At 68.0% G+C, this 22,930-nt stretch carries 16 protein-coding genes; 8 read left to right on the top strand and 8 right to left on the bottom strand.

The window, feature by feature from the left end:
* Positions 1 to 194 precede the first annotated feature (194 nt).
* Positions 195 to 1,139: a TOMM precursor leader peptide-binding protein gene (locus C7C57_RS04990; RefSeq protein ID WP_187977813.1), complete on the top strand. Its 945-nt coding sequence runs from the start codon at positions 195 to 197 to the stop codon at positions 1,137 to 1,139.
* Here the strand turns inward: C7C57_RS04990 and C7C57_RS04985 are convergent.
* The gene (locus tag C7C57_RS04985) at positions 1,111 to 2,847 is read right to left on the bottom strand and encodes an ATP-dependent helicase (protein WP_187977812.1); all 1,737 of its coding nucleotides are present in this window, start codon (positions 2,845 to 2,847) and stop codon (positions 1,111 to 1,113) included. The two genes, C7C57_RS04990 and C7C57_RS04985, sit on opposite strands and share 29 nt — an antisense overlap.
* On the bottom strand, positions 2,844 to 3,899 hold the full coding sequence (gene nudC, locus C7C57_RS04980; RefSeq protein ID WP_187977811.1) for an NAD(+) diphosphatase: 1,056 nt from the start codon (positions 3,897 to 3,899) through the stop codon (positions 2,844 to 2,846). The genes C7C57_RS04985 and nudC overlap by 4 nt, the downstream gene beginning before the upstream one ends.
* Positions 3,900 to 3,994: 95 nt before the next feature.
* Between nudC and C7C57_RS04975 the strand changes: the two genes are divergently transcribed.
* Entirely contained in the window at positions 3,995 to 5,191 is a 1,197-nt protein-coding gene (locus tag C7C57_RS04975; RefSeq protein ID WP_187977810.1) for a phosphotransferase, read from the top strand.
* A 317-nt stretch (positions 5,192 to 5,508) separates the two neighbouring features.
* Here the strand turns inward: C7C57_RS04975 and C7C57_RS04970 are convergent, their stop codons facing one another.
* From C7C57_RS04970 to C7C57_RS04960, 3 genes are all read right to left on the bottom strand, one after another.
* Complete coding sequence (locus C7C57_RS04970; protein WP_187977809.1) at positions 5,509 to 6,132, bottom strand: TetR/AcrR family transcriptional regulator; 624 nt, start codon at positions 6,130 to 6,132, stop codon at positions 5,509 to 5,511.
* Positions 6,133 to 6,241: 109 nt separating this feature from the next.
* Positions 6,242 to 9,580 carry an ATP-dependent DNA helicase gene (locus C7C57_RS04965; RefSeq protein WP_187977808.1) on the bottom strand — a complete coding sequence of 1,113 codons (3,339 nt, stop codon included), beginning with the start codon at positions 9,578 to 9,580 and terminating at the stop codon, positions 6,242 to 6,244.
* Positions 9,581 to 9,582: 2 nt separating this feature from the next.
* Positions 9,583 to 12,942: a PD-(D/E)XK nuclease family protein gene (locus C7C57_RS04960; protein WP_187977807.1), complete on the bottom strand. Its 3,360-nt coding sequence runs from the start codon at positions 12,940 to 12,942 to the stop codon at positions 9,583 to 9,585.
* Between the two features lie 181 nt (positions 12,943 to 13,123).
* On the opposite strand from C7C57_RS04960, the gene C7C57_RS04955 reads away from it, so the two are divergent.
* The gene (locus C7C57_RS04955) at positions 13,124 to 13,348 is read left to right on the top strand and encodes a DUF3107 domain-containing protein (RefSeq protein ID WP_030148536.1); all 225 of its coding nucleotides are present in this window, start codon (positions 13,124 to 13,126) and stop codon (positions 13,346 to 13,348) included.
* A 58-nt stretch (positions 13,349 to 13,406) separates the two neighbouring features.
* Here the strand turns inward: C7C57_RS04955 and C7C57_RS04950 are convergent, their stop codons facing one another.
* Entirely contained in the window at positions 13,407 to 14,048 is a 642-nt protein-coding gene (locus tag C7C57_RS04950) for a TetR/AcrR family transcriptional regulator (protein WP_187977806.1), read from the bottom strand.
* 49 nt (positions 14,049 to 14,097) lie between these two features.
* Between C7C57_RS04950 and C7C57_RS04945 the strand changes: the two genes are divergently transcribed.
* A complete protein-coding gene (locus tag C7C57_RS04945) occupies positions 14,098 to 14,460 on the top strand; it encodes a VOC family protein (protein WP_187977805.1) in 363 nt (120 codons plus the stop codon).
* 13 nt (positions 14,461 to 14,473) lie between these two features.
* Here C7C57_RS04945 and C7C57_RS04940 read toward each other — a convergent pair whose 3' ends face one another.
* A complete protein-coding gene (locus C7C57_RS04940; RefSeq protein WP_051701591.1) occupies positions 14,474 to 15,166 on the bottom strand; it encodes a ferritin-like fold-containing protein in 693 nt (230 codons plus the stop codon).
* Between the two features lie 164 nt (positions 15,167 to 15,330).
* Here C7C57_RS04940 and C7C57_RS04935 point away from each other — a divergent pair, with 164 nt between their 5' ends.
* Positions 15,331 to 16,899, top strand: coding sequence for a DEAD/DEAH box helicase (locus C7C57_RS04935; protein WP_187978278.1), 1,569 nt, complete (start codon positions 15,331 to 15,333; stop codon positions 16,897 to 16,899).
* A gap of 58 nt (positions 16,900 to 16,957) precedes the next feature.
* Here the strand turns inward: C7C57_RS04935 and C7C57_RS04930 are convergent, their stop codons facing one another.
* A complete protein-coding gene (locus tag C7C57_RS04930) occupies positions 16,958 to 17,830 on the bottom strand; it encodes a PHP domain-containing protein (protein WP_187977804.1) in 873 nt (290 codons plus the stop codon).
* A gap of 74 nt (positions 17,831 to 17,904) precedes the next feature.
* Here C7C57_RS04930 and C7C57_RS04925 point away from each other — a divergent pair, with 74 nt between their 5' ends.
* From C7C57_RS04925 to C7C57_RS04915, 3 genes are all read left to right on the top strand, one after another.
* Entirely contained in the window at positions 17,905 to 18,927 is a 1,023-nt protein-coding gene (locus C7C57_RS04925) for an endonuclease/exonuclease/phosphatase family protein (protein ID WP_187977803.1), read from the top strand.
* Positions 18,928 to 19,982: 1,055 nt separating this feature from the next.
* A complete protein-coding gene (locus tag C7C57_RS04920; protein WP_187977802.1) occupies positions 19,983 to 21,365 on the top strand; it encodes an aminopeptidase P family protein in 1,383 nt (460 codons plus the stop codon).
* A gap of 90 nt (positions 21,366 to 21,455) precedes the next feature.
* Positions 21,456 to 22,922 carry a class I adenylate-forming enzyme family protein gene (locus C7C57_RS04915; protein ID WP_187977801.1) on the top strand — a complete coding sequence of 489 codons (1,467 nt, stop codon included), beginning with the start codon at positions 21,456 to 21,458 and terminating at the stop codon, positions 22,920 to 22,922.
* Positions 22,923 to 22,930 lie beyond the last annotated feature (8 nt).

Below are 22,930 nucleotides of genomic sequence, written 5' to 3'. Positions count from 1 at the left end.
TCCCCTCGGGGCCCGCGCGTGTGGTTTGTTCGCCCGGTGCTCGGTTTCGGGGCGGCGGGCGCGGGCGCGCCCAGTCGCACGGGCAGGCACGTTGGTGCCAGACACGTCAGGCGGCGGGACCTGTGCTCCGGGTGCGCCTCGTTCACACAGCGCGTGTTCGGGTGATCCGGAGTGCACGGGCGCACACTTGGTTCATGATGATCAAATTGAACCCCACCCTTCCGCTGCTCTGGCGCACTCCCACAGAATTTCAGATCGGTTTTGACCCGCCCGCCGCCGTGACCCTGACCGGGGTCACCCCCGCCCAGGAACACCTGTTGGGTGCCCTCGGTGCCGGGGCTACCGTCTCCGTCTTGGAAGAGCTCGGGGCGAAGAGCGGGCTCGGCTCGTCGGAGGTCCACGCGCTGCTCGGCGCACTTGGTCCGGCGCTGGAGGACCACCCACGCCCGGAGACATCTCGACGCCGACGCCCACGGGTTCCGCGCTGGGCGGTGCTGGGGCAGGTTCGCGGGCACCCGCATCCGCTCGTGCGCGCCATTGCCCAGACCGCCGACGCCACGCGCCTGGACCCACCACGCACCACGCTGGCCACCACCCGACGCCCGGCACTCGTGGTGTTGGTTGATAACTATGTGATCCCGCCGCACCGCTATGCCCCCTGGCTCTCCGAGGAAGTACCGCACCTGGCCGTCGTCTGCTGGGATCGACAGATACGGATCGGCCCGCTGGTCGAGCCGGGCCGCGGGCCCTGCATCGGGTGTGTGCAGCGGTCGGCGGCGGCGCGGGATCCCACCTGGGCGTCCCTGGCGATCCAGGCGCATCGCGCCCTCGCCACCAGCGCCGGTCCTCCGCTCTCGGCCCTGGCCGTGGGGCCGGTGCTCGCCGCGGTCCATGCCCGGCTGCGCTCCGAGAGCCGCGAGCTCCGCGCGGGCGTCCTGGTGGTGGATGGGACCTCGGTACTTGGGCGTCGGGAGCAGGTGTTCCCGCACCCCGAGTGCGCGTGCGGGGCCGGCGGTCCCGCAGGCGGCTCCGTAGGCGGCTCTGCAGGCGTCTCTGTAGGCGAACCGGCGGGCAGCCCCGCAGGCGGCCCCGCGGATTCGGTGTGCCCCACTAGCGCGTCGGGTGCCCCATTTCCGTGAGGAAGCGGGACGGCATCCGGCTTCCGCCGCCGCGCGGCGCGCCCTCCGCCCAGGACAGCATCAGGCGCGAGCGTGCCCGGGTGATGCCCACGTACATGAGTCGACGCTCCTCATCCACCATCGTTTCGGTGGTGGCGTAGCTGATCGGAACCAGGCCCTCACTGAGCCCCACCAGGAACACCGTCTCCCATTCCAGGCCTTTGGCCGAGTGCATCGTGGCCAGGGTGACCGCCTGCTGGGTGGGCTCGGCCCCCGCGGCCTGGCGCTCCAGAAGTTCGTCGGTGAATACGCGCAGGGTGGTGCCCGGGGCCGCACGATCCACCAGGTCCATCAGGGTATTCAGCGCCTCCCAGCGTTCGCGGAGGGCGCCGGGTTGTTCGGGCGGGTCCACGGTCCAGCCGTGGGCGCGCAGCACGTCGCTCACCGATTTGAACAGCGGCTCCCCCACGATCGAAACCGACGCCCCCCGAAGCTCCATCAGCGCCTGGCGGATCTCGGGGCGGTCAAAGAAGCGAGTACCCCCGTGCATGCGGAAGGCCAGGCCGGCCTCGTTGAGGGCCTGTTCAAACACCGAGGACTGCACGTTGACCCGAAACAGAATGGCGATGTCGGCGAGGTCGGTGCCCGACTCATGCAGCTCGATGATTCGGGACACAACCCCGCGCGCCTCGGCGAGATCATCACGGAAGCGGGCGGTGATCGGTGCGGGCATCGCGGCCGGACGACCAGGGCTCTCGGTCGAGGAGGCGGCATCCGCCGCGCGCAGTTCCAGTGCCCCCGCACGCCCGCGCATCAGCGCATTGGCGTCCTTGATGATGGGGGCGGTGGAGCGATAGTTGCGCTCCAGACGCACGATGGTCGCGTCGTGATAGTGACGTTCAAAATCCAACAGATAGGAGCTCCGTGCCCCGGCGAAGGTGTAGATCGTCTGGCTGGCATCACCCACCACACACAGATCATTGCGTGGTCCCAGCCACGCGTCCAGCAGCTGCTGCTGCAGCGGGGAAACGTCCTGGTACTCATCCACCACGAAGTGTCGGAACTGTTCGCGCACCTGCATCGCCACCGAGGCCTCGGAGTGGATCATGCCCACGCAGGTGAGCAGGACGTCCTCAAAATCGAGCTGCTTGCGCTCGTCCTTGAGGTCCTCGTATCCCTGTTGCAGGGTCGCCACCTGCTCGAGGGAGATCGAGCCGATGCCCGGGCGGTCCGATGCCGCATACTGTTCGATGCTCAGCCCGCTAACCTTGCGCCACTCGATCTCGGCGGCCAGGTCTCGCAGCGCGGCGGTATCCAAACGCAGTCGGCGAGCCTCGGCGAGCTGGCCCAGCAGCTTGCCCTTCCCGCTGATCAGGGTCGGGAAGGCTCCGCCCACGGTGTGCGGCCAGAAGTAATTCAGCTGGCTCAGCGCCGCCGAGTGGAACGTCCGCGCGGACACCCCGTGTGCGCCGAGCACCCGAAGCCGGGAGCGCAGCTCGGCCGCGGCCCGGGTGGTGAAGGTCAGGGCCAGCACCCGGTTCGCCGCAAAGGTGCCGGTCGCGACCCCGTAGGCGATCCGGTGGGTGATCGCACGGGTCTTACCGGTACCGGCACCCGCGAGCACACACACCGGGCCACCGAGGGACTCGGCCACCACACGCTGTTCGGGATCCAGCCCCGCCAGCAGTGCCTCGGGATCGGTGGAGACCGGCTGAAGATTCATACTCATGCCCAGGCGGGTCCCGAGCGGTCGGCCTGGGCGGCGGCGATGTCTCCGCCGCCGTCGGCACTCAGCCAATCATCCAGCAGGGCGCGGGCGATCGAGGTGGTTCCGGGCAGGATCAGGGTGCCCGCCTCGGCGCGCAGAGTGTCGCGGGAGAACCAGCGCAGATCCAGGATCTCCTCCCCGTCGGGGGTGACCGCAAGCGGATCCTGATCCGCGGCCACCCGGGCGGTGTAACCGAGCATCAGCGAGCGCGGCAGCGGCCAGGGCTGGGATCCTCGATAGCGCGGGTCGACAACCCGAACCCCGGCCTCCTCGAAGATTTCCCGGACCACAGCCTGCTCCAGCGACTCCCCCGCCTCGACGAACCCTGCCAGCAGCGAGTACTGCCCCGCCCGCCAGAGCGCATTGGACCCCAGCAGCACCCGGTCCTCGGCGTCGGTGACCAGCACGATGATCGCCGGGTCGGTGCGCGGGAAGTGTTCGGCCCCACAGCTCGGGCAGTGTCGCGACCATCCGGACTGACGCACCTCGGTCGGGTGACCGCAGCGGGAGCAGAAGGTGCTCGACCGGTGCCAGTTCACCAGGGCCAGGGCCTCGGTCAGCAGGCCGGCATCGCGCGCCTCAAACACCGCCCCGAAGTCCCGCAGGCTCCCCCACTCACCGGCCGGGTGTACCCGGGCGGCCGCGTCATCGGCTTCGCTACCGGCGGCATCGCCGGCGTTCAGCACGTCCAGATCCAGGCTCACGATGCGGGCTCCGGCGGGGGTACCCGCCTCATCCCGGAGGGCGCGGCCCAGGTAGGTCGGCGGAAGGGTCGCGATATCGGCGGGCAGTTCACTCGCCCGGAACAGGCGTAAACGACCGTGTTCCACCGCCGTGGTGCCCGCGCGCATCAGCAGGTAGCGGGCATCGGCATCGGCGAGCAAGTCGATTGCCAGGTCCGGATTCTCGCGGGTTGTGTAGTCGCGGTCGATCTCGCTGCGGGAGAGTGGAAGGTCGGCGAGGATGCCGAAACGGTCCGAATTGTCGGCTGCGGCCTGAAGATGATTGGACATGGGCTCCCTCTGTGAACGGGCGTGGCGGCCCGCTTCACGGGTCGTCGCGATCTAACCTAGAGAACATGGTCAGATCGCATTTAACTCTAGCCGCGTTGGCGACCGCTGCGGTGCCCGGACTCGAGGTGCGTGCAAGCGGGACCCTGGCACTTGATGGATCCGGAGATTTCGACTCGGCGCTGCTGCGCACCGGCACCGACGAGGACGTCGTAGTGCGTATCCCCAGCAACGAGCGTGCGGCCGGCGAACAGGCCATCGAACTCATCGCCCTCCAGGCCATGACCGCGGGCATTCGCAGCCGTCTGCCGTTCGAGGTCCCCACCGTAATCGGCCAGGCGCCGGCCAGCCCCGGCCGGATCGTGGTCTCCAAATTCCTGCCCGGCTTCCATGTACCCGCCGCATACATTCCCCCGGGGGACGGGGTCGCCACCTCGATCGGCGGGGCCATCGCCGCGATTCACACCCTCCCCGCATCCTTCGTGACCGAGATCGGGCTGCCGGCCCTGACCGCCGCGCAGTGCCGAAACGAGGCCCTGAACGTGATCGAGCGCGCAGCGTCCACCCGACGCCTGCCCGCGGCGATCCGCCAGCGCTGGAGTGATGCGGCCAACGACGACAGCCTGTGGCAGTTCCAGCCCGTGGTGGTCAACGGAACCCTGAGCGCCGAATCCTTCCTGATCACCGATCACGAGGTCGGACCGGTGGTGAGCGGACTGGTCGGCTGGAGCGGTCTGCGGGTGAGCGACCCGGCGCGCGATCTGCACTGGCTCAGCGCCGCCCCCGACGCCGCCGACGACGTCTTCGCCTCCTACCGGATGTCCTGCACGCGCACCCCCGACCGGTTCATCCGTCAGCGGGCGCTGCTGCACGCCGAGCTGGAGCTGGCCCGCTGGCTCCTGCACGGGCTGGACACCCGCAACCAGGAGGTTATCGAGGATGCCGTGGGGCTGCTCGACGGTCTCGTGGACAGCGTGCTGGGCAACCTGTCCGAGCCGATCAATCCCGAGGCGGACCCGGTGCTCGCCGTGGGTGACGTCGAAACCCTGCTCAAGAGCACCCCCAAAACCACGCCCTCCACCGCGCAGATCGGCATGGAGACCGACACCTACGACTTCGAGGAGGAATCGGCCGTCTCCAACGAGACCGGCCCGATTGCGCTCCCCGAGGATGTGCTGGGTGAGGACGCCCCCGAATCCGCGGCCAACGCCGAGGGGGCCTCGGGAACCGGTCATCCCGATCAGGAGGAAACCCGCGAGATTCCCTCGGGCGACGCGGGCGGTTCGGGCCGCTAGCTCTCCCCGGCGGGGCACGCCGCCAGAGTAAACAGGCGACGCCGACCGCTAGGGTATACGGGCGGCGCACGCCGCCAGAGTACACAGGCGACGCAGACCGCCAGACGCCGTGGCGGGCGCAAACCGCGAATGCCCCGCGAGTCGACGCACACACGCCGCGGTCCGATGCTCTCGGACCGCGGCGTTGATGTTTACGCCTGTGTCAGGTCGCCGACGGTGCCCGGGAACGCCGCCGGTACTCCACGGACGGTTGCCGATGCTCCGCGCCGAAATACCGGCGCCTCGCGGAGGGTCACCGTCGAGGGACGCGTCTCGCGCTAGGCCGCCAGCAGCTCCCCGGGGATGCCGCTGGCACCGCGGATAAAGCGGGACAGCGCGTCCACACACGCACCCTCCCCCGCGGGACTTCCGGCGAGTTCGGCGGAGCTGGGCGAGTTCCCACCCACCAGTCCCTCGATCAGGGCGCCCACAATCGCCCCGGCAATCAGCGCGGTGGGCTGCTCGGGAAGCTCCCCACTCTCGACGCCGTCGCGCAGGATCTCCTCGACCAGGTTGGCGGCATCCCGGCGGCAGTACACGCGCTCGCGCACCACCTCGGGCCCCGCCGGCTCATGAATCAGGGCGGTGGCAAACGCGCGCTCACCCAGCACAACCCGGGCAAACTCACGTACCACGGTGTCCAGCCGTTCGGCCGCCGACCGCTGGCTGCGGAAGGGATCATCGTGGCCGATCGCCTGGCGAATCCGCGCGGCCATCACCGAATACGCATTCACCGTCACCGCGGCGATCAGATTATTTTTGGCAGGAAATAGTGAGTACACGGTGGCGGGCCCAAATCCCGCGTTCCGTGCAACCGCGGCGATGCTGAGGCCGGCGAGGCCGGACTCCGCGATCATGTTGCCCGCGGCTAAAATAATTACTTCTCGACGCTGTTCGCTCATTGGTCCCCCTGACCAGGTTGCGGCCGGTACCGGTTGGACCGGTCATCTGTGCCCAGAATAGGGGTCCAAATCGACCCGCGATAGGCCCCGTTTGGGGGCCATACGCAGGTTACATCGCGTGGGTCGCCACCGCCCTCTCCCAGGCCCGGACCAGCTCGTGGGCATCGGAGAGTTTTTCCGGTCGCAGCACCCGGTCATCGGCCACGTAGTAGAACACCGCGTCGATCAGGCGCGGGTCGGTTCCGGTCCAGCGCGCGTAACCCTCGCGATAGAGGGCCAGCTGATACTGACGCTCGCGCAGCTCCTCATCCGACCGCGGTGCCTTGCCGGTTTTCCAGTCGACGATCTGGATGCGCCCCTCGCGCTCATAGACGGCGTCGAGCTTGCAGATGATCAGCTTGTCCGCCAGGCGATAGTTGATCTCGATTTCCACCGCGATCGGTGCCAGGTCCGCCCACTCCGAGCGCAGGAACGTGGCCTGCAGCTCCTCGAGGCGTTCCCGCTCGGCCTCGGCGACGGGGGCCAGGGTTCCGCCGAGCTCCTCATCGTCGATCTCCCACATCTGGGCGTCGATGGTTTCCCGCGATCCCATCAGCCCCGCGCGATTCTCCACCCAGTCGTGGAACAGGGTTCCCAGGCGGGTCTGGCGGTAGGGACGTTCGGGCACCGGACGGGCGATGCGCGCGGCCACCTGAATCGGGTCCACCACGAAGTCCTTGAACCTGGATGCGGGGATGCGCGCGGGTAGGTCGACCCGGGCCGGGCCGCCGGTGAGGATGTGGTGACGTTCGGCCAGCAGCAGGTCCACGTTGCTGGCGTCCTCGCTCGGGTTCTGGGGATCGAGCGGACGCGGATCGGCACTCCGGATCGCCGCGGCAGCCGCGGTCACGGCCCGGCGTCGCTCCCCCAGCGGATCCCGCGGCCACACCAGGCTGCGGATCTGGTCGGTGCGCGGGTTCTCCTCCTCCAGCGGCGAGGAGGGCAGGCTCGGATCCTCGTAGCGTGCATCCCCGCCCCAGGCCACGGGTACCGCCCGGGCGACCTCATAGAGGTACACCCCGGGCTCGCGCGGCTTGACCGCATTGGTCCAGAACGATCCCGAGAGCAGCAGCGTGTCCTTGGCCCGGGTGACCGCCACATAGGCCAGGCGGCGCTGCTCGTGCGCGTGCTGGGTGTCGATCTGATCGCCAAAGCTCGCATACGCCAGCTCGAACGCGGGCTGGCTCTCAAGCCCCCGCCAGGCGAGCTCGGGCAGCTCGGCAGCATCACCGCGGAACGCATAGGGCAGCTCGCCAAACGCGGTCCAGCCGCGGCGGCTGCGCGGGGTTCCCGGGAGTTCCCCGGACACCATGCGCGGCACCGCGACGCTGTCCCACTCCAGGCCCTTGGCCCCGTGGATCGTCAGTACCTGAACGGTCCCCGGCTCGGGCTCCTCGCCGCGTGGGCTGAGATTTTCATGCTGCTCGGCCTGTTCCAGCCACTCCAGGAACGCCCCGATGGTGCCGGTCTCGTCCACCTGCAAAAACGCGGTAATCTGCTCGGCGAACGCCTCAAGACTCGGCCCGGCCAGCACCTGGTGCTCATTCGCCGCAGCCTCGAGGTCGAGGCCCAGCTCCCGGGCAACCAGGCCCACGTACTCGTGCAGGCCGAGGCCCACCCGGCGACGCAGTCCGGTCAGCAGGGTTGCCGCCTCGCGCATGCGCTCCAGCGCGATCGGGGTGAAATCCGCCAGCGCCTTGTGATCGGCGGGCGCGTTTTCCAGGAAGTCGAGGGCGTCCACGAGCGAGGGGTTGTCCTCGGCATCGGCGGATCCGAAGCGCTTATCGCGTACCTCTTTGGGGACCTGGGCGAGCCGGTGATCGCGCTCCCCGAGCCAGCGAGCCAGGTTGCCCAGCGCGCGCAGATCGCGGGGGCCGATGCGGAAGCGGCCGCCGGCCAGCAGACGGATCAGCTCGGATCCGGCACTCGGATCGTGCAGCACCCGCAGCGCGCACACCAGGTCCACGATTACCGGTTGATCCAGCAGTCCGGCCAGTCCGAGGACGTGGTAGGGAACCCCGCGGGCTTCGAGGGCGCGGAGGAAGGGATCGACCTTTTTGAGCGAGCGGCACAGCAGCGCGGCCGAGCGCTCCTTCTCGCCACGCTTCGTGTCTCCACGCGGACGCTCCAGCTCGGCGGCGAACCACTCGGCCACCGCCTCCGCCTCATCCTCGACGGTCTGCTCAAAGGCGATGCGCACACCACCGGGACCGGCGAAGGTTGCCGGGGCCAGGGTCTTGACCGGGACGCCCTCGGCCACCGGCAGGGCGGCAACCAGGGCGTTGGCCGCGTCCAGGACCAGGCCCGGGTTTCGCCAGGAGGTGGACAGGGTGAAGCGCGCGGCGGTGTCGGCGGGGCGATATCCCGGGGTCCGGGCCACCGAGAAGTCGCGGGAGAAGCGGGCGAGGTTGGCCGCCGAGGCCCCGCGCCAGCCGTAGATCGACTGGTTGGGATCGCCCACGGCCATGACCCCGTGCCCACCGAAGAGGCGCGACAGCAGCTCGGTCTGCACGACCGAGGTGTCCTGATACTCATCCAGGATCACCACCCGATAGCGGGCCCGATACTCGACCGATACCCGCTCCAGGGTGCGCACGATCTCCAGGGCCAGCGCGACCTGATCGGAGAACTCGATAAACCCACGGGTACGCTTGCGGGCCGCATACTCCTCGGCCAGCTCGATCAGCATCGGCAGCTCGGCCAGATCGGCGGCCGCGGCCACCAGGTCGTTATTCGGGCTGCGCTTACGCTTGCCGGTGGTCTCGTCGTTGATTGGCAGCTCGGTGAGGGTTTGGAACTCCTCGGCCAGGGCGACGATCTTCGCGGTGTGCTCGCGCGCATCGTTATCGCTGATCCCGCGGGAGACCCGCAGCACGCCCTGCACGAGCGCGGGCAGCGGGCGGGAGGATTCGACCAGCCGCGGATCCTTACTCTCGATCAGCACCCGTCGCGCGAGCGCCCAGGCCGATGCCTCACCGATCACCGTAGCGTCGGCCTCCCGACCGATCAGCGCCGCATACTCCCGGAACAGGCCGCTGGCAAACGCGTTATAGGTCGCGATGGTGGGGGCTTCGAGCACGTCGATCTCGACACCCTGACCGCCGCGATCCGCGAGCGCCTGACGCAGCTGGGTAATGCGCTGATGGACCCGCTCGGCCAGCTCACCGGCGGCCTTGCGGGTGAAGGTGAGCCCGAGGATCTCGGACACCCGGACGTGGCCGTTGGCGAGCAGCCAGACGATCCGATTCGACATGGTCTCGGTTTTCCCGCTGCCGGCACCGGCTACCACCAGGGCGGGTTCCAGCGGGGCCTCGATCACCGCGATCTGCTCGGCGGTGGGGGCGGGCAGCCCCAGCAGCGCGGCGATGTCGAGCGCGCTCAGGGCGGGGGTCTGATTCGACTGGGTCATGATTACTCCGAGACGGCCGCGATGAGGTGGATACGGTAGGTCAGGCGGGTGAGTGGGTCGTGCTCGCCCTCGCCGAAGACGCCGACGAAGGTCGCGGCGGCCATGCCGGTGCCCACGGTTTCCACGCGTTCCTCGAAGGCCGCCAGTTCCTCCTCGGTCTGGACCTCCTGGACGCGCTCGGCGTAGGCCTTGACCGTGGGGGTGCGCACGTAGAGCAGCATCGCGCCGCCCGAGCGTCCGGTGATCGGGTGGCGGCGGACCGCGGGTTCGGCGGGGGTCGCGGGCTCGGCGTGCGGGACGGCGACCGCGACAACGGGTGCCTCGGCGGTCGCGTCGGCTGGCGAGTCGGCCAGTGGAGCAACGTGAGCCTCGACCGGCGCGGCAGCCTCATCCGGAACCTCGGTATACACGGCCCCGCGGGTCAGCGCGAGCTGATAAGCGGAGAGCTGGGCGTGGGTCAGCATCGACTTCTGGGTGGGGATGCTGCGCCCGGTCTTGAGGTCGATGATCACTATCACCGGTTCGGTGTCCTCGCCGGTGGCCGGACGTCGCTCGATCCGGTCGATCGAGCCGCCGATGATGATCTGGCCCACCTCGAGGCGGAACCCGCCCTCGGTACTCAGCACCACGTTGCCCGCGCGCAGGGCGTCGGAGAGATAGGCGGCCACACCCACCAGGGCTTCGTCCACCCCGGCGCGCTCCCGCTGAGCCAGCCAGGGTGCCTCAAATCTCAGCTCGCCCCAGCGCTCGGAGACATGCTCCCACAGCCGTTCGGGGGCGATATCGGCGGGGGTGATCTGCTCGGCGGGGATCATCCCCGCGCGCTCAAACGCCTCGTGGATGATCGTGCCGATGCCGGCCGCCACGGTGCTCGGCGGGCGCGCCACGTCCTCGATAAACCAGTTCAGCGGCGACTTCTCGAACGCCTCCATCCGCGAGGGCGAGACCCGCACGCGTGCGTCGGGATCCTTCAGGTCCACCAGCGGTTCGGTGGTGGAGGGCTCTGCCAGGCCGTACCAGGAGTCCGGGGAGGCCCCGGCGATCCCCTCGTCCGACAGCCGGGCCAGCAGGCTTGCCGCCTCGGCCGCCTCCTCGGGACGCCCAGCCTCGTGAGCGCGCACCAGGCGGCGGCGCAGCGCGCCCACCATGCCCCGCAGGGTCAGCGGATACTCACCGGTCCCGGTACGCACGGGCGCATCATCGAGGGTCGGGAACCGAAGGAAGGGCGAGGGCTGTTCGTCATCGCCATCGGTGGTGGATACCACCAGCTGGGTGCGCGCCCGCGAACAGGCGAGAACAAAGAGGCGCAGCTCGTCGGAGAGGAGTTCGGCCCGCGCATCCAGCAGGGTCGTGGGCAGGCCCGCGACCACCTGGCTGAAGAGCTGCGGATACAACAGCGCGCCGCGCAGCTGCAGGTTAGGCCAGGCGCCGGCCTGCACCCGAGCGGCAACCACCACGTCGAACTCGCGGCCCACCACCGCGCTCGGGGTGCCGATCCAGACGGCCTCCCCCCGCGCCCGCGGCGCCAGCGAGTCCTCCCCCAGGTCGGCCTCGAGGAGCGAGTCGATGAAGATACCGGCGTCGGCATCGGGATCGCGTTCGGCCGCACGCTTGGCCGCGGTGAACAGGGCAACCGCCGCATCCAGGTTGGTGTTGGCCTCCTCGGCGAGCAGGCCGCCCTGGCCCAGCTGAGTGGTCCAGGTTTTTTCCAGGCCGCTGCGATCCCAGACGATCCAGGCCAGCTCCTCGGCGCTGTTGCCCGCCGCATACCCCGCCCGCACCTGCGCCAGGGTTTCGGCGAAGCGCAGCGCGCGGCGGGCACCGGGGGTGTCGAGGGTCGCGAATCTTCCGGGGGCAGCGAGGGCCTCGATCAGAAGCTCATCCGATCCTCGGTGTCCGCCGCCCAGCAGCTCCTCGTGGCGCAGCGCGCGGCGCAGTCGGCGCAGACCGATCCCGTCGAAACCGCCCAGCGGTCCCAGCAGCAGCTCGGTGTAGCGGGCGGCGGTCACCGGGATGCGTTCGAGGGCCACCGCGAGCGCCAGGATCAGCGCCCGCGCCGCATAGCGGTCGCGCAGGGCTTCGCCGGCGGTCTCCGCCGAGGTGGGAACGTCGGCCATGGCCAGCGCCCGAGCCAGCACGGGAATGGACGCCGAGGAGCGCACCACGATCGCCATCTGTGACCAGGGCACCCCGTGATACACGTGGCGCTCGCGCAGCATCCGGGCGATCGCCTGCTGCTCGGCCGCCGGGGAGGACGCACGAATGCGCACCACCGGGAGCGTGGGCGGAATCTCCCAGCGTTCCTGTTCGGACTCGTCGGTGGAGTTGACGGGAGCCTGCTCGGGCTGGGCGGGCAGCACCGAGGCCGCGCGACGATGCTCAACCTGCCCGGCAGCCCCCACCCGATCGCTCAGCTCGGTGATCACCGCGCGCAGCTCGGGACCATGCCGGTGCACCTGCGTCAGCGTGAACGTCTCCACCGGGGCACCCAGGATCAGGTTGAGCCCGCTGAGCGCCGCGGGATCGGAGCCGCGGAAGGTCGCGCTGGCCACATCGGGATCCCCGAACGCCAGGATCGTGGAGCCGGCGGCAGCCGCGGCCGCCAGGAATCCCAGCGTGCCCGGTCCCTGCTCCTGGAAGTCGTCCACGAGGATCAGGCGTGGGGCCGAAACGCGGCCCTCACGCAGCAGCGTGGTCGCCTCGGCGATCACCTCGGCGGCATCCAGCCGGGGCTGCGAATACTGGTCCATCACGTGCTCATAGCGGGCGATGAATGCGGCCGCGGCCACCCACTCGGGACGCTCGTGCCGGTGCCCCAGGCGGGCCAGCTCGGCGGGGCGGGTGCGGGTTTCCACGAGCCGCATCATCAGCTCCCGCAGTTCGGTGCGGAAACCGCCGAGCGCCCGCACATCGGGTCCCAGGCTTTCGGGCCAGGCGGCACCCTCGTCCTCCACCTCTCCGGCCAGCAGGTCGGCGAGGATCGTATCCTGATCGGCGCCGGTCAGCAGCCGCGGAACGGTCACCCCGTCGGCCACCGCGGCGGCCGTCACAAAGCTGAAGGCCAGTGAGCCCAGGGTGCGCGCCAGCGGGCCCCGGGTGGGACGGTCGATGCGCAGCGCCAGGGTGTCCCGCAGCGCGGTGGCCGAGCGGCGGTCGGCGGCCAGCACGACCACATCGTCGGTGGGATAGCCGCGGGTGATGATCCGATCGGCCACCACCTCGGTCAGCGTGTGCGTCTTCCCCGATCCGGGCGCACCGTGCACCGCCGCGTGGGCACCATCGCGGAGATCCCGCACGGCACGCTGGCTGTTATCCAGGCTCGCGGACAACCGGTCTTGATCGAGGGGTTCGGATTCGCTCACGCTCCCACGCTAGCGTGAGCCACCGATATCCCCCGGAAGACACCGCCGATGCGGGGATCACCGGCCCGGCGAGGACGCGTGTTCGCTCTGGGCACGCGCGGATAACGGGTTTCGGTGGGTGGCGGTGTCGTACGCTGGAATCAACCCAGGATCCGTTCCCCGGCAACCGAAAGGCACCAACGTGGATATCCGTATCGGCATCATCAACAGCCCCCGCGAACTCGGCTTCGAATCCAGCCAGAGCGCGGCCGACGTCGAGAAGATTGTCGGCGACGCAATCAGCTCCGGCACCCCGCACTTCACCCTCACCGACGACAAGGGCAAGCGCTACATCGTGGCCACCGGTTCGGTAGCTTACGTCGAGATCGGCAGCGAAGAGACCCGTCGCATCGGTTTTGTGGGCTAGGTAGCCTACTTCCGCCGTACCGCGCAGCGCCCCGCCCTTTCGGTGGGGCGCTGCGCCGTTAACGCCGCTTCGGCACTCGTCCGAGAAGCGTTAGTCCGGCCTTCACCTGGGCGAGGAAGATGCGCTGCGGATCGCGCCAGTCGAGATGATGATTGACCTCCAGGGCCACCAAGCCGTGGAAGGATCCCCACCACCCGAGAAACTCATCCAGGAAATCCTCCCGAGCCTCCAGCGCATCGGCTTCAACCCCGCGAAGCGCCGCGAACGGACCCGCGAGCACGTGCAGCATCCGGGATTGAGCCGCGACGGTCACGCCTCCCTCCGGGGCCGCATATCCGATGACCTGGTCAAAAAAGATGAGGTTGAACTCACTGCGATGGGTCAGCGCCCACTCGCGGTAGGCCAGCGGACCAGCCAGAAGCCGTTGGTCGAGCGGGCGCGCATCCTGCTCGGGCATCGCACCCCGCAGGGCCTCCGTCAGCGAATCGGTGCAGCGCACAATCAACTCGGTGATCAGCTCGGTGAGGCTGGGGAAATAGGTGTAGATCGCCGGCGCGCTCATGCCCAGGGCTCGTGCGATCCCGCGCAGGCTGACCGCCGGGACCCCGCCCGCGCGGAGGAGCCGCATCGCCTCATCAACGATGCCGCGTTCCAGCTCGCGGCGCTGCCTGAGTCTGCGCGACCCTCCCGTTGTCTCCATAGAAAATTACCTTACACCGACAAATTATTTAACGGTGTAAGGTTTAGCCATGATGACTCGGAACACCATTGGAGTGACGCTTGACTGCGTCGACGTACGGACGGCCGCCGCATTTTGGAAAGAAGCCCTGGGATACGAGGAGCCGTACCCCTATGTGGAGGGAAGCCAGTTTCACGGCCTGCGCTCCCCCGGAGACGGACTCCACCACCTCACGTTCCAGCTTGTGCCCGAGCCCAAGACCGTCAAGAACCGCGCCCACCTGGATATCCTGACCGATAATCTCGACGAAGAGATCGATCGCCTGGAGAGCATTGGTGCCCGGGTGTCGACCCGGCACAACGACGAGGGTGGCTACCGCACCGCCGTGCTCACGGACCCACTGGGCAACGAGTTCTGCCTCGTGCAGCGCTAACCGGCGAGGCGGGCTAGGCGGTCAGGCCCAGCGCATCCATGCGCTGGGTGTGCCGGCCGATCAGCTCGGTGAACACCGGCTCGACCCGCTCGGGGGTGTTTCCCGGTGCGCGATCGGTGGTGTCGGTGCCCACCGGTTCGAGGCGCAGCGCCGCATGGCACACCAGCATGATGTCGCCCACCAGGCGGCGTCCGCTCAGGGCCAGGCGGTGGGCGCGGCGGGGATCCTCGATGATCGCGTCACGTAGAATTCCCACCACCACCGAGGAGCCGTTATCGGCACCGAGGACGCGTTCCATCCGGGGGGCCAGATCGGCGGGCAGGCGCGCGGCCAGGCCGCGGAAGAAGTCGTCCAGGAAGCCCTGGGTGATGTAGAGGCCCAGCAGTCCCTCGTTGATCGAGTCGCCGCGGGCGATGCCCAGCAGGCGATCAATCGCCGGCACGTAGGGGGCCATCAGCACCTGCGGATCCTCGCCGCGACGGCGAATCTCCCCCACCAGCTCGTGGTGCTTGCGCAGCGCGAGCCCGGCGGGCCCGGCGATCAGTTCGGTGGTCAGTAGGCGACCACTGTCGCGGCTGATCGCCGAGTACTGCTGAAACACGGCCAGCTGCAGATACGCCGACTGTCCAAGGAAGTCGGAGGTGTCGGAGGCAAGCTCGGCAAAGTCCACCCGGGTAGTGGGAACCGTGCTCTCGCGCAGTACCACTTGGGATTCGTTTGAGGAGGGGCCACGCCGCCGAAACCAGGAAATCACACGCTCAGTCTACGCGTCCCGGTAAGCTGGGAGTGTCTCATCGTTGGAATGGGACCCTACGCCCGCACGCAGAATCCGTTGGCGTAGACCACATCACTGCATGACAGGCATTAAATATCGTGACTTTTCTTGAACTCGGCGTCGCCCAGGACATGGTGGACGCCCTCGCCGGTAAGGGAATTACCGCGCCGTTCCCGATCCAGGAACAGACCATCCCGCTGGCCATCGCCGGCCAGGACATCATCGGCCAGGCCAAGACCGGCACCGGTAAGACCTTCGGTTTTGGTCTCCCGGTACTGCAGCGCCTCGGCGACAACCCCGAGCCCGGCGTCAAGGCGCTGATCGTGGTTCCCACCCGCGAGCTGGCCGTTCAGGTGTATGAGGACCTGGTGCTGGCCGCCGGCAACCGTCCCACCAAGATCGCCGCCATCTACGGCGGCAAGGCCTATGAGGGTCAGATCGAGGAGATCAAGGCCGGTGCCCAGGTCATCGTGGGTACCCCGGGACGACTGATCGACCTCAACAACCAGCGCCTGCTCGACTTCTCCAAGATCCAGGAAATGGTGCTGGACGAGGCCGACAAGATGCTCGACCTGGGCTTCCTCGCCGACATCGAGCGCCTCTTCTCCAAGACCCCCGCCGAGCGCCACACCATGCTTTTCTCGGCCACCATGCCGGGTCCGATCGTCGCCCTGTCGCGCCGGTTCATGACCAAGCCCATCCACATTCGCGCAAGCGACCCGGATGAGGGTCTGACCCAGGCCAACATTAAGCACGTCATCTACCGTGCGCACTCGCTGGATAAGGACGAGGTCATCGCCCGCATCCTGCAGGCCGAGGGCCGTGGCAAGACCGTAATCTTCACCCGCACCAAGCGTGCCGCCGCCCGCCTGATGGACGAGCTCAACGACCGCGGCTTCAACGCGACCGCGGTGCACGGAGACCTCGGTCAGGAGCAGCGCGAGCGCGGCATGGCCGCATTCAAGGCGGGCAAGAAGGACGTGCTGATCGCAACCGATGTGGCCGCCCGCGGAATCGACGTGGACGATGTGACCCACGTGATCAACCACACCATCCCCGACGACGAGAAGACCTACCTGCACCGCGTGGGCCGCACCGGCCGCGCCGGAAAGACCGGTATCGCCGTGACCTTCGTCGACTGGGAAGACCTGCACAAGTGGGCCCTGATCAACAGGGCGCTGGAGTTCGGTCAGCCCGAGCCCACCGAGACCTATTCCTCCTCCCCGCACCTGTTTGAGGACCTGAACATCCCCGCCGGCACCAAGGGCCGTCTGAAGCCCGCCGCCCCGGCGGCCCCGCGCGAGGGTGCCGCCCGCAGCGGTGGTGCCCGCGGTGGAAACGGATCGCGTCCGGCACGTGGCGAAGGCCAGGGTCGCGGCGAAGGCCAGGGTCGCGGCGAAGGCCAGGCTCGTACCGAGCGTCCCGCCCGTTCGGGTGAGGCCGGCGGAGACGCCGCTCGCCCCTCGCGTAACCGTCGTCGCACCCGCGGTGGCGGCGCGGCCGCCGGTCCCGCCGCCGGCGTCACCCCGGTTGAGGGTGCCCCGGTGACCGCCTCGGCACCGCAGGATGGCGAGGGTGCTCCGCGCCGTCGTCGTCGCTCGCGTGGTGGCCGCGGTCGCGGCGAGGGTGCAGCCCCCGCCGAGGCCGCTCCCGCCGCCGAATAGCCGCAGAAACTCAACGCCCGCCCCTCCAACTCGGAAGGGCGGGCGTTGTGGTTGTGGGCTAGCCGGCGATGATCGGGGCGAACCCGGTGGCCTCGGACACGATCGCGTCCACCACCGCGCTCGGCGTGGTGTTCTCCCCGAGCCGGTTGGGCTTGCCGGCCCCGTGATAGTCACTGGATCCGGTGAGCACCAGGTTGTAGCGCGCGGCCAGCGCGCGCAGCCAGGACTTCCCCTCGGGAGTGTTCTCGCGGTGGTCGATCTCCATCCCAAACAGTCCCGCCTCAACCATCTCGGCAACCACGTCCTCGGGGATCAGGCGTCCCCGGGTTCCGGTGGCCGGGTGGGCGATGACCGGCACGCCGCCGGCCTCGCGGATCATCCGGATCGCCACGATGGGATCCGGCGCATAGAGCGGGATGATGTAGCCGCTGCGCGGGTGCAGGATGGTGTCAAACGCGGCGCTGCGGTCGGTGGAGTGGCCGCGGGCCACCAGCGCGTCGGCAATGTGGGGGCGGCCGATCGAGGCCCCCGAGGTGGTCTGGGCGAGGACATCCTCCCAGGTGAGGTCATAGTCCACCCGAATGTTTTCCACGATCTCGGCCGCGCGTGTCTTGCGGGCCACCCGGATCCGCTCGGTTTCGGCCAGCAGCGCCGGATTGGAGGGATCAAACAGGTAGGCGAGCATATGCACGCTCATGCCGTTATGCCGGGTGCTCAGCTCCATTCCGGGAATCAGGTTCACCCCCACTTCAGGGGCCGCGACCATCGCCTCGGGCCAGCCCGCGGTGGTGTCGTGATCGGTCAGCGCAACCGTGCCCAATCCGGCCGCAGCCGCCGCCCGCACCAGTTCTCCGGGGGTTTCGGTACCGTCGGAGATGCTCGAATGAGTGTGCAGATCGGCGGGACCACGGAGGGAGGATTGCAGGGGCATACTGACCAGTGTAGGCCGCATGCTCAGCATCCTCCCGGGAACTCCCAGATTTCGCCCGATATCCTGACCGGGTCATGTTCAAGTTCCTCGGCGCTCTCCTCACCCTTGCGGTTGCACTGGGCCTGCTCATCGTGACCTGGCCCCCGCTGTTTGGTCTCCAGACCACCGTGATCGTCGCCCAGATCACCGCGATGCGTGGCCTCCTGGTGGCCTGCTGCGTCGCCGCGCTGATCCTCTTTTTAATCATCGGGATCATTCGCCCGCTGCGCGGATTCGCCGGCAGCATGGCCGTGGTCATGTTCCTCGGAGCCGTGGCCAACACCGGCATCCTGGTGTACCGCGGGTTTGACAACGATGCGATGCCGGCAAAAACCGAGAGCAGCATCAACGTGCTCAGTTGGAACACCAAGGGTAACGCGATGGGTTCGGCCACCATCGCCAAGCTCGCGCTGGACTCCGGGGCGGATATCGTCGCCCTCCCCGAGACCCGCAATCAGACCGGACTCGAGGTGGCCGCCGCGATGAAGGCCGCCGGCAAACCCATGAACGTGTTTACCGAGTCGTTTGGCAAGATTGCTGCCGCCAGCTCAACCACGGTTTTGGTCTCTCCCTCGCTGGGCGCGTACACGCAGGCCAGCAGCAACGGCGTGGGTGCCTCGAACACACTCGTGGTGCCCAGCGTGGTGCTCCGTCCCGCCGACGGACGCGGACCCACCATCATCGCCAGCCACGCGGTCTCCCCCTCGACCCCGCAGATGCACAACTGGCGCGAGGACTTGGCCTGGCTCGCCGCGCAGTGTGACGCCGAGAACGTCATCATCGCCGGCGACTTCAACGCGACCGTGGACAGCATGGCGGGCCTCGGCCGTGACGGTGCCGCGCTCGGGCGCTGCAATGACGCGGGCCTGGCGACCCGCACGGCCGCCCTGGGTACCTGGCCCACCAACATTCCCGCGCTGCTGGGATCCCCGATCGATCACGTCTTCGCCACCCCGGTCTGGGACATCGCCGGCATGAAGGTACACAGCGAGTTCGATCAGGCGGGCAGCGATCACCGCCCGATCACCGTGCGCCTGGAACCGGCCGCGGCAGACTAGCCCCGAACTTCGTTCCGGATATGCCTCGGATTCTCAGCTAAGTCTCGTTGGTTTTCCATAGCCGTGGCCTCGTCAGCGACATAACCTTCAACAAGGTATCGCCTCGTGCCCCCGACGTTGACATACCGTCACATTCGGACGAAAACGAGGTTTTCACAATGAACTATGGAACGACGCACAAACCCTGGACGGAACGGCTCGAATCACTCGATGCTTCCGCTCTGATTCCCACGCCCGCACTCGCCACACTCGCCACGCTGCTCATCGATTCGGGAGAGCGCGGCTGGCCCGCACCCGGCATATTTCCCGGCGAGACGAGCGGGATCCGCGTTGAGTGGCAGTCCGCCCACTGGGTGGTTGTTTTCGAGGTTGACTCTTCGGGCAGGTATTTTCTTGGATACATCCCGGTGGAGCCACCCGCCGAGCCCGCGAGTATCTCCACTCGGGATGCCACTCGACTAAAAACCTTTATCAGCACATACGTTCATGACTAGCGTGCACTGCGAGTATCTTCTGCCCGGTGAGAACATCCCTGACGTCCCGGACGAGCTCTGGTTACGGGCCTGTTTTGATACACCGAACCTGATTGATCCAATGACCGGAATAGTGAGTAATCTAATGTTCGCATGGGGAACCCTAGACGCCGGAAAGCTCTCCGGCGCGCGTTCAAGACGAACGACGCCTGGACGTATGTACCAGCACCTCACCCAGGTAAACGCCCATCCCGTCCATCACATTCGTGGGTTGGTGTCAGCCTCGCTCTGGATGCTCGAGCTTCATTTACACGACGATTTCTCAATCCTTCAACGCGAAACGCTGCCGCTTCCAGGGCACGCCTACCTCGACGTTCAACACCTTGCGCGCGGCAGATCGCACCGCGCAAAAATTGAACGGGAAACGGTGAGGGCTCGACTCCTTCACCACTCACGGGTTGTGCATGTGTCCGAGGCAGGTTCTCGCTAGGATCAACCCGCGACACCGCGGTGAGCGAGCCAAGGCGGACAGACACGCCAGGTGCTTCAAACCGGGGCACGAACAGTGCGAGAATGTAAAGCATGACTACCAGTAGCGAAGAGACCAAGGACGCCCGATCCACCACCCCCGGATCCGATCGCTTCCAGGACTATATTGGGTCCCAGTGGGCCGACCGCACGGATGAGCTCCCCGCCGCCCGCGCCCAGGCGGCGTTTGCCGAGAAGCGCCGCGCCGAGGTGAGCGCCGCGTTTACCGGTGCCCGCGTGGTGATCGAGGCCGGCGACCCCAAGCAGCGCTCCAACGACACCGACTACCCGTTCCGCGCCCACTCGGCCTTTGCCCACCTGACCGGCTGGGGCGCCGACTCCGAGCCCGGTGCCGTGCTGGTGTTTGAGCCCGCGGGCGAGGGTCACGAGATCACCCTGTACTTCCGCGAGCGCGCCGGGCGTGACTCCGACGAGTTCTACGCCAACCACTCGATCGGCGAGTTCTGGATCGGTCCGCGTCCCTCCCTCGCCCAGGTCGCCGCCGACCTGAACCTGGCCACCGCCCACCTGGATGAGTTTGTGGCCACCGACTCGGACCTGCGCATCGACCACGACGAAGACCTGACCCGGTTCGTCTCCGAGCTGCGCCTGGTTAAGGACTCCTTCGAGATCGCCGAGATGCGCGAGGCCGTGAACGCCACCGCCGGCGGATTCGACGCCTTCATCGCCGAGCTGCCCCGCATCATCGCCTCCCCGCGGGGCGAGCGCGTGGTCGAGGGTGTCTTCAACGCCCACGCCCGCGAACACGGGAACACCGTCGGTTATGACACCATCGCCGCCTCGGGATCCCACGCGTGCATCCTGCACTGGACCCGCAACGACGGCGCGGTCACCCCGGGCGAGCTAATCCTGGTGGATGCCGGCGTCGAGGTCGAGAGCCTGTACACCGCGGACATCACCCGCACCCTGCCGATCAACGGTACCTTCACCGACGTGCAGCGCAAGGTCTATGAGGCCGTGCGCGAGGCCGCCGACGCCGCCCTGGCGATCGTGCGACCGGGCATCGTGTTCAAGGAGATCCACGCCGAGGCCATGCGTGTGATCGCCGAGAAGACCGCCGAGTGGGGCATGCTGCCGGTTTCGGCCGAGGAGTCGCTGCTGGTGGAGAACCAGTACCACCGCCGGTATATGGTGCACGGCACCAGCCACCACCTGGGCATCGACGTGCACGACTGCGCCCAGGCTCGTCGCGACTTCTACCACGAGGGCATCGTCGAGGAGGGCATGATCTTCACGATTGAGCCCGGCCTGTACTTCCAGAACGACGATCTGACCGTGCCCGAGGAGTTCCGCGGCATCGGCGTGCGGATCGAGGACGACATCCTGGTCACCGCCGACGGTGCCGAAAACCTCTCGGCACACATCCCGCGCACCGCGGACGATGTCGAGGCGTGGATCGCGCGCCTGAACGCCTAGGCTCATACCATCACGTGGCGATCCCTCATTCGTGAGGGGTCGCCACGTTTGGTTAACACGCGGATTCGATAAACGCGATATTCTGTAGCAATGAGTTCGACGAAGATCCCCTCCCCCTATCTCGCGTTTCGCAACGCCGCCGTGCGGCACCCGGACGACGCGTTTGTTCACACCGGGGCCCTCCGCATCGGACGCGCCGCGGCACTACGCTCGGTTGACGGCATCGCGGCCAAACTGCGCGCGCAGGGGGTGCGGGCGGGCGACCTGGTGGCCCTCGAGCTGCCGGCCACGCTGGACCTGCTCTTCACCCTGGCCCTCTGGCACGAGGGGGCCACCGGGGTCCCGGTAGCCGCACACATTCCCGGCGACTCGATTCCCACCGGCATCCTGCTGGTGACAGCTTCCAACACCCGTCGGTGGGAGCGTACCCTCATCGTTGACGCCGAGCTTCTCCGTCGCGCCGAGGCACGCGTCGCCTCGAATGATCCGGTGATCGAATTCAATCGGGATTTCCCCGCCCGCATACATTTTTCCAGCGGCACCACCGGATGCCCCAAGGCCATTGCCACATCGTTCGGCGCCCTGGATACCCTCACCGCCGATCCCGACACAACCTGGCTGCGCGGGGCACCATTCCTGATGATGATGCCTCCGGGTTCCCTCTTCGGTTTTGCCGCCTTCTACGCCAGCGTCCGATCCGAGAACACGTTCTGGCTGGTGAATCCCGGCGATCCGGACCACACCATCGAGCTGGCCCGTCAGTCGGGTGCCACCGCGCTAAAGGGCTCCCCCGCACAGGTGGCTTCCGTGCTGGAAAAGCTTGAGGAACGCGGGGAACGACTCCCGCTGCTGGACACGGTATTCACCGCCGGGGCGGCACTGTCTCCGATCGTGGCCGCACGCATGCGCGCGGTAGCCGACGGCTGTGAGCTGCACGTGGCCTATGGGTCGACCGAGGGCCTGCTGGTGAGCGCCCGCTATCGAGACAGTTCCGATCCCACCGACCTCGGCGAGGTTTCCCCCACCGCCCGCATCGAAATCGTGGATGCCGCGGACTCGGTGCTCGCGCCGGGTGTCGTGGGTCGCATCCGCTACCAAAACACCCATATGGCCACCGAGTATCTGAACGATCCGGAAGCCAGCGCCGCGGCGTTCACCGACGGCTGGTACTACCCGGGCGATCTCGGGATGCTCACCGTCGACGGCAAGCTCGTCCTGGCTGGCCGCGAGTCCGAGGTTCTCAACGCCGACGGAGTGAAGCTGGACCCCACGGTGTTGGACCACCGGGCTCTCGAGGATCCACTGGTTCGCGATGCCGCGGGATTTGTCTATCGTGATCGCGGGGGCGTCTCCAGGTTCGGCCTCGCCCTGGTTTCCCGCGAGGGCTTTGATGCGGACGGCTTCGCCCGGTCCCTGAATGAAGACTTCAGCCACGGTCTGCCCACGCTGATTGTCCGCGTCGAGCAGATTCCGCGCAACGGCGGGGGCAAGGTTTTGCGCCGGGAACTCACGGCGCGTTTCTCCGAGTCGCCGACGGCCCCCATACTGCACGCGTAAGGGGTGGT

Source organism: Mycetocola sp. JXN-3 (assembly GCF_014522285.1).
GTDB lineage: Bacteria > Actinomycetota > Actinomycetes > Actinomycetales > Microbacteriaceae > Mycetocola > Mycetocola saprophilus.
This window is presented reverse-complemented; position numbering and strand designations above follow the sequence as displayed.